We start from the raw sequence: 15,453 nt of genomic DNA on the forward strand, positions 1-15,453 counted from the left end.
CTCCTTAGGTGTGGTTGGGACATGAGCCGGGTGGTTCATGCCGCTGTCAGAGGGCCGATGGCCCTGCCGGGGTTCAGGATGTTGCTTGGATCAACCGAGCGTTTGATATTTTTCATGAGCCCCAGCGTGTCGGGGCCGAACTGCTCCGTGATGTGGTGAACTTTCAGGCTCCCGATCCCGTGTTCCCCGGAGATCAGCCCGCCCAATTGAATGGCCTGCTCGGTGATGGCATCCAGAACTGCTTCGGCCGCGACCATGGCTTCCTTGTCGCCTGGTGGGACCGCGACAGCAGGATGAAGGTTGCCATCCCCGGCATGAGCGAAGGTGTTGATGCGAACACCGCTCTGCTCGGAGATTGCCTGGATCTTTCCCAACATGTCGGAGAGCCGGGCACCACGACATCGCAGGAGGTAGCAAGGCCAGCTCTGTTGAGGGCAGGATTTACGCGCATCCGGGTGCGAAGAACCTGGTCGGCGTCCTTGCCCACGATCATTTCTGCGCCCAGGTCGGTGCAGATCCTTCTCACCTTGGCCAGCCTCGACGCCGAGCTGGGCCCTGCGTATTCTCCTGCAACCATCGAATGACCTGGTCTGAAGGGCGCATCATCGTAGAAGTGTGAGACCAGTTCCAGGGTGTTGGAGTCCATGAGCTCGAGGGAAACGGGTTTATCGTCGTCGTGGGCGAGAGCTTGGATGATGTGCCCCAGCGCTGAAACGTCGTGGTGGGAGACGGCAAAGGGGGCGCGCTCAGTGGGAAGAGCCTTAGACAGCTTCATCACAGCGGAGGTCACAACTCCCAGGGTTCCTTCGGAGCCAACAAACAGACCTGTTAGGTCGTAGCCGGTGCTGTTCTTGACCGTGCCAGAGCCCGTCTGCACGATGCTTCCATCGGCAAGGACGATTTCGAGCTGTTGGACCGCGTCTGCTGTGACACCAACAGACAGGCACCGCGGGCCCCCGGCGTTGGTTGCGATATTGCCGCCGATGGTTGAAAGGTTCCTGGAAACCGGATCAGGTCCATACATGAGTCCGATTTTCTGCGCGGCCCGGTCGAGGTTGGCGGTTATCACGCCCGCCCCGACCACGGCGGTTCGCGTGCTCGAACTGATGCGCATTTTCTTGAGCCGGCTGGTTGAGAGAATGACGCAGCCCGGAAGGGCAACGGCGCCACCGCTCATGCCGGTTCCGGCTCCCCTGGTCACCACGGGGATCTGCTGCCGGTTGGCTTCGCGAAGGACACAACTGACTTCTTCTGAGTTCCGGGGGTAGATGACGATCGCTGGTAGTCCCTCAGGCTGCGCACGTGACGCGTCGCGGGAGTTGGACCGCAGCACGTCCGGTTCTGTGCAAGCGCGGGTAATTTCCTTGAACGGCGCAGGATCAAATGACCCGTGTAGTTCCGACGATGACAGCAAATCCATCCTTTGGTGGTCCTTTCTGACCGGCAAAGCACGGTGACGGAGGTCTTATTTGGACAACCAATCCCGCTATGTTCTGATGATCTTTCTCGCCGTGACAGCGCCGGCAAGTGAAAGCAGCGCGATTACCAGAAGCATCAGCGCCACCGGCCACGCGCTTGACCCGGACAGTAGTAGCAGCGATGTTGCGATCAAGGGAATGAACCCCCCAATAAGCCCGGCAATGTTGTAGCTGATGGCAATGCCGGAGTACCGGACGTTGGCGCTGAAAAGCTCGGCCAGTATGAGTCCTGTGACGGCGTACGTCGCAGCGATCGGCTGCACGCTCACCACTACGGCAAGAATCGCCAGCACTGGGTTGCCTGTGGACAGTACAAGAACTGCGGGGAAGGCAAGAAGCGCTGTTGCGGCGCAGCTCCAAACGGCAATTTTGGCGGGGTCAGTCTTGTCGGCCAGGCGGCCGGTGACGAGGACGGTGAGGATCTGCAGTAAGGCCGCGCCAAGTACGGCTGTCAACATGGTCGTCCGGCTCAGGCCGACGGTGCCGGTTCCGTAGCTCATCGCGAAGGTTGTCACGACAAAGAATCCGCCGATGCCGACAAAAGCAAGGGCCGCGCCGGTGAACATCTGCCTGGGGGATCTCCGAATGATTTCCCAGGCAGGAATCTTCTTGGTTTCTTTCGACGCGGCTACTTTTTCAAAGGCAGGCGACTCATCAACCTGAGACCGGACCCATAGAGCCAACCCGAGCATGGGAAAAGCTGCGAGGAACGGAACACGCCAAGCCCAGGAGTCGAACGCATCGGCAGGCATGAGTCCCAACGCGAGAAAGGCGGCGGTGCTTACGATATTGCCGATGGGAGAGCCAAGCATGGGAAGGCTGGCATACGCGCCCTCACGGCCTTTCGGGGCATGTTCGGCTGCCAGTGTGACGGCACCTGCCCATTCGCCGCCGAACGAAATTCCCTGGAGCAGGCGGAGCGTCACCAGTGCAATGGGTGCCCACACGCCGATCTGGCCGTAGTTGGGTATTGCGCCGATCAGGCCGGTGCTGACACCGATGAGGAGAAGCGTCATTATCAAAGTCTTGCGACGTCCGAGGGTGTCACCAAGATGACCGAAGATGAGCGCGCCGAAAGGACGGGCGACGAACCCCGCAGCGAAGGTCGCGAATGCCGCGAGTGTCCCGACGAGGGGATCGTCGTTTACGAAGAACTGGACATTGAACACGAGTGCGGCAGCCGTGCCGTACAGAAAATAGTCGTAGTGCTCCAGCGCAGTGCCGACAATGACTGCAGTGCGGACCATTCGTGGTCGGACAGTTGGTGGATTGTTGGTGCTTCTAATGATGTCGGTGCTCATTTGCCTTCCTTTCAGGCTCGACGGCGTGAGGCAACAAATCCATGAGTGGCCAAGGAGCCCTGCGGGACGCTTGATTTCCAACGGGCCCGGCTGAAACTTCTGTCCAGCCCAGGCGAAGGCCGGATTCCCACGCGTCCGTCCCGGATGAGTTCAGGAGGGAGCAGGTTGATCACCTCGCCCGTCCTGCGTGGATAATCAATGAGATCATGACGTGGATCACTCTTTCAATGGTGATCTGACCCCAACTGGCAACCATAAAGTGTCTATCTGCACATTTTGGTTCGTGACCCAAGGAGAAAGCCCGTGGTTCCAGACACCAGCGTTCTACAGCATGATCCGCAATGGCTTGGCCTAATCCGGGTGCTGGGAGAGCGCAAGACGTTGCTTATAAAGGATTCCCAGGCGAGGTTTGACGCGATGGTGGTCTATGGCGGGAAAGTGCCTCGTGAAGAGGTCGATGCTCTCGCGAAGGCAACCATGGACATGTACGTGCAGTTGCTTTCCGGGTTGCCGCTGGATCCAAAATTGCAGCAGTTGCCGGCGGAGACAGGACGGCGCCGCGCGCGACAGGGCGTTCCCGCGGACAAGCTGCTGGAAGGGGTGCGAACCAACTCGCGGGTTATCTGGAATGCTCTGCAGCAGATCGCGAGCGTGGAGACTTCGCCCTGCCTGGTCCGAAACATGGATGCACTTCTCAGTCTCGTCGAATGGCACGTCCAGGAAGTGCAGGGCTCCTACCTGGCCGAGGAGGATGTTCTGGCCAGACGCAGCGAACGGCGGAAGCTGCGTGCCTTGTCCAGGATATTCGACGACCCACCCCCGGACGGGGACGTCCTTGTCGCGGTGGCGTCTGAGTTGGGACTCGTGCCCGGCGGCGCCATGGAGGTGGTGGTTCAGTGCGGGCCCCACGAACCCAACTGCGCAGTGTGTGGACGCTTTGCTTCCGACGTATTCTCATTCGAAGCCTATGGCGGTACGTGCCACTTCCGACCGGAAGGCCATGGTGATCTGATCGACGCGCTGCAAGGACTCCGGGTTGCAGTCTTTTCGCAGGTGCAAGGCTTGGCCGGGGTCCCGCGCGCGGCGAAGGGAGGCATGGCTCTGCTTCGGGCGGATACCGGGGGGCAGATGGGGCCTCTGACGGTTGACGCCGGTTGGGCCGCCTTGGCCTGGAAGGCTTTAGGGGATGAACTGGCCCCTGAGCTGCTTCCAATCAGCCTGGGCCGCCTCAGGGCACTGACGCCCGCAAGCAGAAGCCGACTGATTGAAACCGTCAGTACCTATTTCGCGACCGGATCCATCAAAGGCACCGCTGACCGGCTCTACTGCCACCGCAACACCGTCGTCAAGCGGCTGGCTGTGTTCCAGGATTTGGTGGGCCTGGACCTCGCAATCCCCCGGCAGGCGGCGATGGCCGTCCTCGCCACGTCGGGGCCTCTGCGGCTGGAAGGGTGACCTGTGTATCAATCAGATATAGATAGTATGTATTATGATAGAAGCGCGTGATCGACGCCACTCTCCGCCCGCCGGGTCCCCGTACCTCCGAGCGCGAGGAGACCGCGGCCGAGTGCAGGGCCCACTCCGGGCATGGGATTGGTCTACAGGGAGAATCAACGATGACTAAGGGACTCTTTACACAGAGTGAATATCAGCAGCGGATTGAGCGGACACAGAAAAAAATTGCCGAACTCGGTGCTGATTATCTTGTAGTGCCGGATCCGGCTAATATCTTCTATTTGACGGGTTTCGACGCCTATTCCTTCTACAACCCGCAGCTGCTGCTGGTGCCCCGTGAGGGAGCCCTTGCGTTCTTCTGCCGCGGCAGCGACGCCTCCAGCGCGTGGCTCGCGGCCGAACTGCGTGAAGAACAGGTCTTCGGCTACTCGGACACGTATGTGCAGAAAGCGGACGTCCACCCCATGGACTGGGTCGCGCAAACCATCCGACCATGGTTGCCAGTGAAGGCGGTCATCGCCGTTGAATCAGAAGCGGCGTTCTACACTCTGAGGGCTCACAAAGCCTTGGTGGAGGGACTGGGTGGAAGTGCCAGGGTGATTGAGGTTCCAAACGTCATCAACCGATTGCGTGCCATCAAGAGTCCAGCCGAAATCGCGTTGATGCGTGACGCCGGAAAGATTACAAGCAGCATGTTCGAAGCGGCTTTTCGCAGTATCCGCCCGGGGGTCCGCGAATGCGACGCGGTTGCGGAAATATACGCCGCGCAGTTACGCGGCGTCGAGGGCGCTGGGGGGACCTACTCTGCGATTCCTCCCCTTCTCATGGCCGGCGACAATACGTCCTTCCCTCATGTCCCCTGGTCCGACCGGCCGTTCGCCGACAATGATCCCATTGCCTTGGAGATTGCCGGCAGCCGTTACCGGTACCACGTTCCGTTGACCCGCACACTCCACACCGGGCAGCCGCCGGCAGAACTGCAAAAGCTCGCCGAAATCGTCGGCGAGGGACTGGAGGCCGCTTTGAGCGTTATCCGCCCGGGCGCAGAATGCCAGGACCCGGCACTGGCATGGAATTCAGTCATCAAGCGCCATGGCTTGTCGAAGAGTACTCGCATCGGATACCCGATTGGTCTGGGCTTCCCACCTGACTGGGGCGAGCAGACGATGAGCTTCCTGGCCGGCGACCATACTCCCCTTGAGGCCGGTATGACCTGGCATGTGATGATCGGCATGTGGCTGGACACAGGCGGTTACAGTATCTCCGAAACTGTTCTGGTCACGGAGAACGGCGCCGAGTGCTTGGCGAGTGTTCCGCGGGGACTCTTAACGGTGGGCTAGAGACGTTGTGCCGTTAATGGCAGGGTCTGTCGGCACGGTTTCCGAGGCGATTCTGTGAGCTCCCGGTTGTTGACAGAACGGCCGCCCAGGTTCTCACCCGGGCGGCCGTTTGCTTTTTGCTATGTGCCCCTGGCCGGCGCCTGAGGCACATAGCCAAGGTTCTTGTCGATTTCATTCGGAATCCTCCGGCCTGCGTTGAAGGCTCGGACATTCTGTAGGAATTGCTCTGCCAAAGCATCGCGCCAGCCCGCAACATCGCCTGACATGTGGGCAGAAATTGTCACGTTCTCCATAAGCCAGAAGGGATGACCGGGAACCAGGGGCTCCACGTCAAAAACATCCAGCGAAGCGTGTCCGATCCCGCCGCTCTGCAACGCCTCGATCAGGGCGAGCTCGTCTATCAACCCCCCGCGCCCGACGTTGATCAGGTGCGCAGAAGGTTTCATGGCGTCGAGGACGTCTTTCCCGACCAATCCGGCGGTAGCGGATGTCAGCGGAGCGGCAAGAACGATCGTGTCTGCCCAAGAGGCATGAACTCCCAGCTCCGTACTCGCGGACACGGTTCCGAAATCCGGGTCGAGGTCCTGCGTCCTGCGGCCGATACCCCTGACGTTGATCCCAACGGCCATGAGCAGCCGTGCTACCGCCCGTCCGATTCCGCCTGTCCCAACCACCAGGGCAGTGGTCCCTGCAGTGCGGGTTATCTCGCGGTGCTCCCATTTCTTGTGCTGCTGCAGCCATTTGCTGCGGTGAAGTTGCTTATCGTGTGCCAGGATGGACGCAAGGACGAACTCGGCGATTGAACTGTCAAAGATGCCGTGGGCGTTGGTGACAGTGACGCCGGAGTGCCGTAGTTCGTCAAACAGAACGGCATCAACCCCCGCTGCTGCGACATGGACCCACCTGAGATCGCCGCGTTCCGCCCATGCACATTCCAAGGCGTTCGAGAAAAAATCCCAGATGAGCAGGGCGTCAGCCTCTTTCAGAACCCCGCTGAGGTTCGCTGAGTCTGTCAGGGTAATACGGGCAAGCTTGCTGAGGTCATCAAGGATGTTGGGCGGAGACAGGTGTTCCGCGGTCAAGATAACGATGTGGGGACGGTAGGTTTTGCTCATATCGGGTGGCTTTCCGTCCCACCCACCGTTGTGCTCCGGTCGAGGCGTGAGGCGGCAAGCCGGTCGATATCCGCGATGACGTCTTCGATGCGCTTCTGCTTCGCCCGTGGAACCTGCCCGGCACGTGGACGTCTCTCCCTAGGTTCACGGACCGTTGATGATTTGTCCATCGGGGCTGCCTGTGTCCAAGGTCCGTCTGTGGCCAGGGGATCATGAAAGAGCGGCACTGCCGGTGCGACTCTGAGTCGTTGTCCGCTCACTGTACTGTCTCCAGATGTGACTTGCCGGGCAAATGGTCCGGGCCTCCGCCCGGGAAGCCTCGTCGGGCGGGGCTCCCTGATATCGGGAGGCCCGCCCGTCGAGTCTAAGAAAGGTCTTTGTTACGCTCTTACTTCGTTTGTCTTCTCACGTTCCTTGGTTTTGGCGCTCTTGCTGTACGTGGGACCCACCATCGTAAACAGGAACACGGCCGGCACGGTTTACGCGTCCGATGAGCTGTTCACCGGCAGCGATGCGGGCCTCATCGTCAGTTCCCGGGATGTGGGTTCCTCGAAGCGAACGCCCGGCAGTTTCGTTGAAGGTCAACACGGCGATGAGCCCGATCAGGCCCGCCACGGCGAGATAGATGCCCGGCATGATCGTGATTCCGGTTTGCTGGATGAGCCATTGGACGGCAAGCCCGGCCGTTGCGCCGAAAATTGATGTGGCAACGTTGTAACCGAACCCAAAGCCCGAGTACCGCACATTGGTCGGGAACAATGCCGGGAGGGTGGCTGAAATATTCGACGTCAGGGTGACCAGGAGCAGCCCGAGGATGCCGATGCCGAGGGCTTCCAGAGCAACGTTCCCCAGACCCATGAGCATTGTCGCCGGAATGGACAGGACGGTGAATCCGACCGCTGCGGTGATAAGGACTGGCCGCCTGCCGATCCTGTCGCTGAGGGCGCCCAAGGGGGCAATGATGATCATCATGAGAACTTGAATGCCGACGAGCATCAGGCCCGCGCCAGCTTCGTCCTGGCCCAGCGAGTCGGACAGGTAGGTCGGCATGTAGGTCAGGACGAGGTAGAACGCGACGTTGAGCATGATGACAAAGCCGGTCAGCTTCAGCAACTGGCCTGGATAGAACCGGACGAGATCCATCAGGGCCTTTACCGGTGTTTCAGTCTTGCCGGCCTTTTCAAGCTCAGTGAAGGCTTCAGGTTCGCTCAATGACCGGCGCATCCAGAGTCCCAAAGCGCCAAGTGGCAGGCAGATCATGAACGGTACGCGCCACCAGAAGTCCGTCATTCCTTGCTCGCCGACGGCGAGCGTGAGACTTGTGCACAAAATGGCGGCGGCGGAGAAGCCGGCCAAGGTGCCGAATTCGAGGAAGGAGCCGTAGAAGCCCCGTCGGTTATCGGGCGCGTGTTCGGACATGAATACGGCCGCACCTGCGTACTCGCCCCCGGCGGAAAAGCCCTGGATGATCCTGAGGGTGAACAGGAGGACCGGGGCGAGGAGCCCAACGTCCTGGGCGGTAGGCAAGATGCCGATGCATGCTGTTGATATCGAAATAATGAGGATGGTGATCAGCAGCACCTTCTTCCGGCCGATTCTGTCGCCGAGGGATCCCAGCACCATGCCGCCGAGTGGGCGGAGCAGGAATGAAATGGCGAAGCCGGCCAAGGCGAAGAGCCGCTGGGACGTGGGGTCTTCGGAGAAGGGTTCGAAAAAGTGGAACCCGATATAGAGGGTCAGGTATCCGTAAACGCCGTAGTCGAACCACTCCAGCGCGTTGCCCAGCGCCGAGCCGGCCACAGCTTTGCGTGCACTGCGGCGCTCGTGCGGGGACATATCGGATTCGCGGGTCCGAGGGGGCAGGGCGTTGGGTGGTGGGGCACCGTTCACGTTTGGGTTCGTGTTCATCGGAGCTTCCTTCCGGCCAGGCCGGCCCGAGGGCGGCCCAGCCTTGCACTGTTGGAGGTAGCCGGTATCCGGCCTGGGATTTCCGTCGTCATTGACGTTCGTTCGTGCGGCTATGTGCGGGGAGCACTGTAGTAGTCTTCGTGGGCTGCCGGACACCGCGCGGCGCCCGGCAGCAGGGGCTTCATGAGCGTGCCAGCAGATTTTCCACGGCGGGGCGCTGAATCATTTCACGCGGCGCATGGGTGAGGACTTCTACCCCGCTTTCAGCAACGCGGAGGGATTCACTGAATTCAACACCGAGGCCGTCGAACCACATTCCGGCGATGAAGTGGAAGGTCATGTTCGGCTGAAGCACAGTGGTGTCTTCGCGGCGGATGCTGACAGTGCCTTCACCCCAGTCCGGGGGATAGCCGATGCCGATGGAGTAGCCGAGTCGCGAGTTCTTCGCGAGGTTGTGCTTTGCAAGGAAGGACCAGTAGACGCCGGCTACTTCCCCGGCTGTGAGGCCCGGGCGGACCGCGTCGATGGCGAGGCTGAGGCCCTCGGTGGTGAGTCCTGCGAGCCGCTCCAGCTCCGCGGGCACCTTGCCGACGGCGACCGACCTCGCCAACGGCGCGTGGTAGCGCTGATGGGCGCCGGCGATCTCGATGGTCACGGTTTCACCGGCGACAAAGGGCTGCGGCGTCCAGGTCAGGTGTGGGGTATCGGCGCCTGCGCCGGTGGGAAGCATTGGAACGATGGCCGGGTAGTCGCCATCGATCCCGTCGACACCGGCAATCTGGGCGTGCGAGATGGCCGCGGCGACTTCGTGCTGAGGCACGCCCGCAGAAATGGCCTCCGTTGCAACGGCCATGGCGTTGGTAACGATATGTCCGGCCTTGCGCATCAGGACGATTTCAGCATCCGACTTCACCAGCCGCAGCCAGTTCACGATGCCGTGGCCTTCAACAAGCTCCCACTCGGGAAGACCCTCCTTCAGTGCCAGGTAGGAGCGAACGGAGAAGAAGTGCGCGTCGCCCTCGATGGCAACTCTGCCGCCGGCAAACTTCTTAGCCCACCCGGTGTCCCGCAGGTATTGCGCAGCCCACTGGCACGGGTGGATGTCGCGCTGGTGAACGGTGTGTTCGGGGTACCCGACGATCTCTTCACGGGCCAACGCGGCGGTCCGGTGTGCGCCGTTGGCATCACATTCACGGCTGATGAAGACAGTGGATGCGTCGTCCGCGGCAATCAGCAGGAACTGCGGCATATACATCGACCAGGCGTTGTAGCCGGTGAGGTAGTAGAGGTTCGCGGGGTCGGCCACCAACAGGCCAGCGAATCCCTGCTCCCGGGCTATGGCCGCGGCGCGTTCGCGCCGCAGGCGATACTCGTCGGTATCGAAAGGCATGGTGCTTCCTTACTTATTAGGAACATTAGAAGGGGCTTGGCGCCCCGGGCCATCACCTGCCCCGGACTGGGATCTATAGGTAATAGATGTGATGAATATTACCTTCACCCCCCGTTGGCGCATAGGGGTGACGGTGACTTTTCTTACGCATTTCTGTTTGATGCGACTTGCGGAGCCCCTGCCTGGAAGGGTGGGGGGTCGACATATGAAAGATCTTATGTATTATGAAAGATGTGTGGCGGTGGTCATAAGAAACCCCGCCCGCCTGGCCGGCTCCCACCGGCATAGAGCGGTCAGGACAGCCGCACCCCGTTCTTGATAACCCGCCGCGCAGACCCCGTCGTCAGCGGCACACACGCATGGAGACACCAATGACCCTTGAGATCTTCGACCGGCTTGAATCCGAAGTTCGCGGATACATCCGTTCCTTCCCCATCGAACTGACCTCGGCCTCCGGAACGACGATTGTTGCTGCCGACGGCACCGAGTACCTCGACTTCTTTGCAGGGGCGGGCGTGCTGAACTACGGCCACAACCACCCGGAACTGAAAAAGGTGCTGCTTGACTACATCGCAGCAGACAACATCACCCACGGGCTGGACCTCGCCACCACCGCCAAGCGCGAGTTCATGGAGGCCTTCGAGCGGTACATCCTCAAGCCCCGTGGCCTGAACCACAAGATCCAGTTCACCGGACCCACCGGCACCAACGCCGTCGAAGCCGCACTGAAGCTTGCCCGCCTGGCCAAGGGACGCGCCAACGTGGTTGCCTTCACCAATGCCTTCCACGGTGTGTCTGTCGGCTCGCTGGCCGCAACAGGCAACATCAAGTTCCGCGACTCCGCCGGCGCTCCGCTGCCCAACGTCACCCGACTTCCTTACGACGGCTACATCGATGGCCTTGACCCGCTCGACCTCTTTGAGAAGATGCTCAACGATCCCTCCAGCGGCATGGACAAGCCGGCAGCTGTCATCCTTGAGCCGGTCCAGGGTGAAGGTGGCATCAACGCCGCAAGCGTCCCGTTCCTGCAGCGCCTGCGTGAGATCACCAAGCAGCACGACATCCTGCTGATCCTGGACGAAATCCAGGCCGGCGTTGGCCGCACAGGTACGTTCTTCGCGTTCGAAGCAGCCGACATCGATCCCGACCTGATCACCGTCTCGAAGTCGATCTCCGGGTATGGACTCCCGATGGCGATCCTGCTGCTGAAGCCGGAAATTGACGTGTGGACCCCGGCCGCGCACAGCGGCACCTTCCGCGGCAACAACCTCGCGTTCGCCACCGGCACGCGTGCCTTGGAACTGTTCTGGGCCGACGATGCCTTCCAGAAGGAAATCGCCCGCAAGTCCGAGAACCTTCAGGCCGGCCTGGAGAGCTTCATCGCCGAATTCCCGGAACTTGAGCTAAAGACCCGCGGGCGCGGCTTCATGCGCGGCATCGTCCCCGCCAACGACCTCACGTGGGCCGGCAGGGTCGCGGCAGAGGCGTTCAAGCGCAACCTCATCATTGAGACCTCCGGCGCTCACGGCGAAGTGTTGAAGTTCCTGATCGCCCTGAATATTGAGGACTCCGAGCTCGAACGAGGGCTTGGCATCTTGCGCGAGTCCATCGCCGCGGTCGGCGCTGACTCGAAGTGACCCGGACCATGGCTGGCCGACCCGCCACCACCGGCGGCTTCGAGGCGTCATCGCCCCTCGAAGCCGCGCAGGAACAACTACGCGTCGCCAGTGACTACCTCGGCCTCGATAGCGGAGTGCGGGCACTGCTTGCCCAGCCCCGCCGTGAAGTCACGGTCAGCGTACCGTTGAGGCATGACGACGGCCATGTGTCCGTTTTCGTCGGCCACCGCGTCCAGCACAACCTGGACCGGGGGCCGGCGAAGGGGGGCGTGCGTTTTTCACCGCACGTCAACCTCGACGAAGTGCGTGCACTTGCCATGTGGATGACGTGGAAGTGCGCCCTGTTGAACATCCCCTACGGCGGCGCCAAGGGCGGCGTGGCCGTAGATCCGCGACAGCTCAGTGTTCCCGAACTCGAGAGGGTCACGCGTCGTTACACCAGCGAACTCGTTGGCGTCATCGGTCCCGAACGCGACATCCCCGCCCCGGACATCGGCACCGACGAACAGACAATGGCGTGGATGGTTGACACCATATCGGTGGACCGCGGATACACCGTCCCCGGGGCTGTGACCGGAAAACCGATCTCCATAGGCGGATCGCCCGGTCGTTCAATCGCCACCTCACTCGGGGTGGTCCAAGTGGCCTTGGCCGCGTTGGAGGACAGGGGCATCACCCCGGGCCAGGCCTCAGCGGCCGTGCAGGGCTTCGGCAAGGTCGGCCGCGGTGCGGCTATCCTGCTTGCCGAGGCCGGTGTCCGTGTTGTGGCCGTTTCCGACCAGTACGGTGCCATTCACAACGCGGCAGGCCTCGACATCGATGCCGTCGCCACCCACGTCGATCTGACCGGCAGCGTAGTCGACTTCCCAGAATCGGATGCGATCGAGGGTGCCCAGCTACTGGAACTAAAGGTCGACCTCCTGGCTCCCTGTGCCGTGGAAGGGGTGCTCAGCGGCGCCAACGCCCACCAAGTATCGGCCAAAATCATCGTCGAAGGCGCCAACGGCCCCACAACACCGGAGGCCGATAAGATCCTCCAGGACCGTGGAATCACCATCGTTCCGGACATTCTGGCCAATGCCGGAGGCGTTGTAGTGAGTTACTTCGAATGGGTCCAAGGCAACCAGGCCTACTGGTGGACCGAATCGGAAGTCGAAACCCGGCTCAGCCGCCACATGATAGGCGCGTGGGAACTGGTACGCGCCGAGGCCCGCAGGACGGGCCGGACCTTCCGTGAAACCGCAACCTGCATTGCCGTCGACAGGGTCGCCGAAGCCCACCGCGTTCGGGGCCTTTACCCGTGATTCCCTTCCCATTGCACCGAAAGGAGAAACTATGACACAGACCCAGCAACCTACGGTGCTGCGGGCTACCGGCAAGGAGGAGGTCTGCAGACTGACCTCCGAGCTGATCAAGATCGACACCACCAACTACGGGTCAGGTAAAGCCGTTGGGGAAAAAGCCGCCGCGGAATACGTCGCGTCGTTGCTGGCCGAAGCCGGAATAGAGTCGGAATTCTACGAACTTCAACCGGGGCGCACCAACGTGATCGCGCGCTGGAAGGGAGCGAACCCCGACCTTCCAGCCCTCCTGCTACATGGTCACTTGGACGTCGTCCCGGCTGACCCATCGGAATGGACTGTCGATCCATTCGGGGGCGTTATCAAGGACGGCATGATCTGGGGCCGCGGGGCCGTCGACATGAAGAACATGGTTGCAATGATTCTTGCTTCCGTGCGCGAACTTGTCGCTGAAGGGTTCGTACCCAATCGCGATATTATCCTGGCCTTCCTCGCCGACGAGGAAGACAACTCGCACTTCGGATCCAGGTGGCTCGTCGAGGCGCATCCTGAACTTTTCACCGGAGCCGATGTAGCGATCAGCGAAGTCGGCGGCTATTCGGTCGATATCAACGGCCGGCCGGTCTTCATGGTCCAAACGGGTGAGAAAGGCATCCTCTGGTTGCGCCTGCACAGCCGTGGACGTGCCGGTCACGCCTCCCAGCTCAACGAAGAAAACGCAATACTGGAACTCGCCCAGGCCCTGGTCAGGATTGGAGCGGAACCGTGGCCCGTGACGCTAACGGCAACCACCTCAAAGTTGTTGGACGAATTGCGGGACATTACAGGCCTCGACCCCGAAACGGACCCTGTCGAGGTCTTCAAGGCTACCGGCACCTGTGCGCCGTTCGTGGTGCCGGGACTGATGAACGTGGCAAACCCGACAATGGTTGAAGGTGGATACAAGCAGAACGTTATTCCCAGTGAGGCCACAGCCTTGATCGATGTCCGGGTCCTGCCTGGGCAACGTAACGAGGTGCTGGACCGTATTCGGGAGCTGGCTGGCCCCGCGGTGGAAGTGGTCATCGAGGACGATGTAGCCGCTGTCGAAACATCTTTCGATGGTCAGATCATCGAGGCGATCAAAGCCAGTATCGAACGGTTCCGGCCCGACGCCAGGGTTGTCCCATACCTGATGCCCGCCGGTACCGACAATGCAATGTTTGCCCAGATGGGCATTCGAGGCTTCGGGTTTGTTCCTTTGCTCCTTCCGAAGGGATATGACTTCCCTGCGATGTTCCACGGAGCGGACGAACGTGTTCCCCTGGACGCATTGGTCTTCGGCCAGGCTGTCCTCACGGACCTGATCCGCAGCTACTAATTCGTTTCCGGGTGAGGGCTTCCTGTCGCGCAAGAAGCCCTCACCTTTTCCCTTTAAGAAGCATCCAGTGCACCGCAGAGTACTGCGCCGTGAAAGGCCTCCACCATGAGTGCTTCCCAGCCCGTGAGCGTGAACGTCCATGTCCCTTCAGATCCCGGAGTGCCCCTGAAGAGCAGCCCGGTCGTTGAATCCCTGGAGAGGCAGATCCTTAGTGGCTTCCTTGCGGCCGGAACGGTCCTTCCACCCGAGCCGGAACTGTGCCGAAGCCTGGGGATCAGCAGGACGGTTCTTCGTGACGCGGTGAGGTCTCTCGTGGCCCGGGGTCTGCTCGATGTCCGGCAAGGTCGCGGGACGATCGTAACCGAGCCAAGCGCCGAACCGTTCAGCGAGGCAATGGTAGCCCTGCTGGCGCGGTCGGGTCTTTCCATGCGGGAAGTCCTGCAAACACGCGGTGTCATTGAGACGCTGCTGGCAGAAGCCGCGGCTAAGAACGGCACTGGGGAAGACTGGGCACGGCTCGATGCCGCCTACACGGCACTCCGGCTTGCTGTTGCACAGGGCGATATGGTCCAGGCCGAGCTCGCACACTCAGCTTTTCACGCCGGGATCCTGATGGCTGCACATCAACCCGTGCTGGCGTTGCTCCTCGGTCCCATGAGCCAGATTACGCTCGTGACCGGGGCCGCTGCCGTTGAGGAAGGATCTCCCGAGGCATGGGAGACACAGGCTCATCTGACTATTTTGGGAAGCCTCAAACGAGGAGACGCGCAGGCAGCGGCCAATGCCATGCGAAAGCACTTTGAGCAGGCAATGCATCCGCGCTATGACCGTTTCCTGGACAGGCCGTTTGGGGCCGCATTCTTTGGGTGAACCGACCATGTGGGTTGCCTCTGGGCCTAGGGATGATGAGGCCCTTTTCTTACGCCTGTTTTGGTCGTTCACTCGGAACTAGCCATGAAAGGGTGTCATCGGAGAACGCGGGTACAACTCGGTCCAGATGTAGTATCCGTCGGCCTTTCCGATGTACTCCCGTGCACCCCGCTCATCGGCGGCGAGCCATACAGCGGAGGCATCGTGCATCGCTTCCTCGACGATGCCACAGCGGTATAACTCGCCGTTCCGGTAAACCTCAACATACGAACCCGGCAGTGACTGCCATTCGTTCGTCACATGAAACTGCATCTGT

General features: G+C 61.1%; 11 protein-coding genes and 1 pseudogene. 6 read left to right on the forward strand and 6 right to left on the reverse strand.

Features of this window, described 5'->3' with window-relative positions; genetic code table 11:
* Positions 1-35 precede the first annotated feature (35 nt).
* Both ACIQTZ_RS18660 and ACIQTZ_RS18665 read right to left on the reverse strand, forming a co-directional pair.
* Positions 36-1,420 (reverse strand): annotated as a pseudogene (locus tag ACIQTZ_RS18660) (FAD-binding oxidoreductase).
* 66 nt (positions 1,421-1,486) lie between these two features.
* The gene (locus ACIQTZ_RS18665) at positions 1,487-2,779 is read right to left on the reverse strand and encodes an MFS transporter (protein ID WP_402982779.1); all 1,293 of its coding nucleotides are present in this window, start codon (positions 2,777-2,779) and stop codon (positions 1,487-1,489) included.
* A 303-nt stretch (positions 2,780-3,082) separates the two neighbouring features.
* Here ACIQTZ_RS18665 and ACIQTZ_RS18670 point away from each other — a divergent pair, with 303 nt between their 5' ends.
* On the forward strand, positions 3,083-4,234 hold the full coding sequence (locus ACIQTZ_RS18670) for a helix-turn-helix domain-containing protein (protein WP_402946595.1): 1,152 nt from the start codon (positions 3,083-3,085) through the stop codon (positions 4,232-4,234).
* Positions 4,235-4,395: 161 nt separating this feature from the next.
* Positions 4,396-5,574 (forward strand): M24 family metallopeptidase, encoded by a 1,179-nt coding sequence (locus ACIQTZ_RS18675; RefSeq protein ID WP_402982781.1) that lies wholly within the window; start codon positions 4,396-4,398, stop codon positions 5,572-5,574.
* 119 nt (positions 5,575-5,693) lie between these two features.
* Here the strand turns inward: ACIQTZ_RS18675 and ACIQTZ_RS18680 are convergent, their stop codons facing one another.
* The 3 genes from ACIQTZ_RS18680 to ACIQTZ_RS18690 all read right to left on the reverse strand — a co-directional run bounded on the left by ACIQTZ_RS18680 (position 5,694) and on the right by ACIQTZ_RS18690 (position 9,987).
* On the reverse strand, positions 5,694-6,689 hold the full coding sequence (locus ACIQTZ_RS18680) for a D-2-hydroxyacid dehydrogenase (protein ID WP_402946591.1): 996 nt from the start codon (positions 6,687-6,689) through the stop codon (positions 5,694-5,696).
* A gap of 405 nt (positions 6,690-7,094) precedes the next feature.
* Complete coding sequence (locus ACIQTZ_RS18685) at positions 7,095-8,597, reverse strand: MFS transporter (RefSeq protein ID WP_402946589.1); 1,503 nt, start codon at positions 8,595-8,597, stop codon at positions 7,095-7,097.
* 181 nt (positions 8,598-8,778) lie between these two features.
* Positions 8,779-9,987 carry a M24 family metallopeptidase gene (locus ACIQTZ_RS18690; protein ID WP_402946587.1) on the reverse strand — a complete coding sequence of 403 codons (1,209 nt, stop codon included), beginning with the start codon at positions 9,985-9,987 and terminating at the stop codon, positions 8,779-8,781.
* A 371-nt stretch (positions 9,988-10,358) separates the two neighbouring features.
* On the opposite strand from ACIQTZ_RS18690, the gene ectB reads away from it, so the two are divergent.
* The 4 genes from ectB (at position 10,359) to ACIQTZ_RS18710 (ending at position 15,137) form a co-directional block, all read left to right on the forward strand.
* On the forward strand, positions 10,359-11,624 hold the full coding sequence (ectB, locus tag ACIQTZ_RS18695; RefSeq protein WP_402946585.1) for a diaminobutyrate--2-oxoglutarate transaminase: 1,266 nt from the start codon (positions 10,359-10,361) through the stop codon (positions 11,622-11,624).
* Positions 11,625-11,632: 8 nt separating this feature from the next.
* On the forward strand, positions 11,633-12,910 hold the full coding sequence (locus tag ACIQTZ_RS18700; protein ID WP_402982782.1) for a Glu/Leu/Phe/Val dehydrogenase: 1,278 nt from the start codon (positions 11,633-11,635) through the stop codon (positions 12,908-12,910).
* A gap of 31 nt (positions 12,911-12,941) precedes the next feature.
* A complete protein-coding gene (locus tag ACIQTZ_RS18705) occupies positions 12,942-14,267 on the forward strand; it encodes a M20/M25/M40 family metallo-hydrolase (protein ID WP_402946581.1) in 1,326 nt (441 codons plus the stop codon).
* Between the two features lie 105 nt (positions 14,268-14,372).
* Positions 14,373-15,137, forward strand: a complete 765-nt coding sequence (locus tag ACIQTZ_RS18710) for a FadR/GntR family transcriptional regulator (protein WP_402946579.1) — start codon at positions 14,373-14,375, stop codon at positions 15,135-15,137.
* Between the two features lie 78 nt (positions 15,138-15,215).
* Here the strand turns inward: ACIQTZ_RS18710 and ACIQTZ_RS18715 are convergent, their stop codons facing one another.
* Positions 15,216-15,449, reverse strand: a complete 234-nt coding sequence (locus ACIQTZ_RS18715) for a hypothetical protein (protein ID WP_402946577.1) — start codon at positions 15,447-15,449, stop codon at positions 15,216-15,218.
* Positions 15,450-15,453 lie beyond the last annotated feature (4 nt).

It is taken from the genome of Paenarthrobacter sp. NPDC090520, assembly GCF_044769205.1.
Lineage (GTDB): Bacteria > Actinomycetota > Actinomycetes > Actinomycetales > Micrococcaceae > Arthrobacter.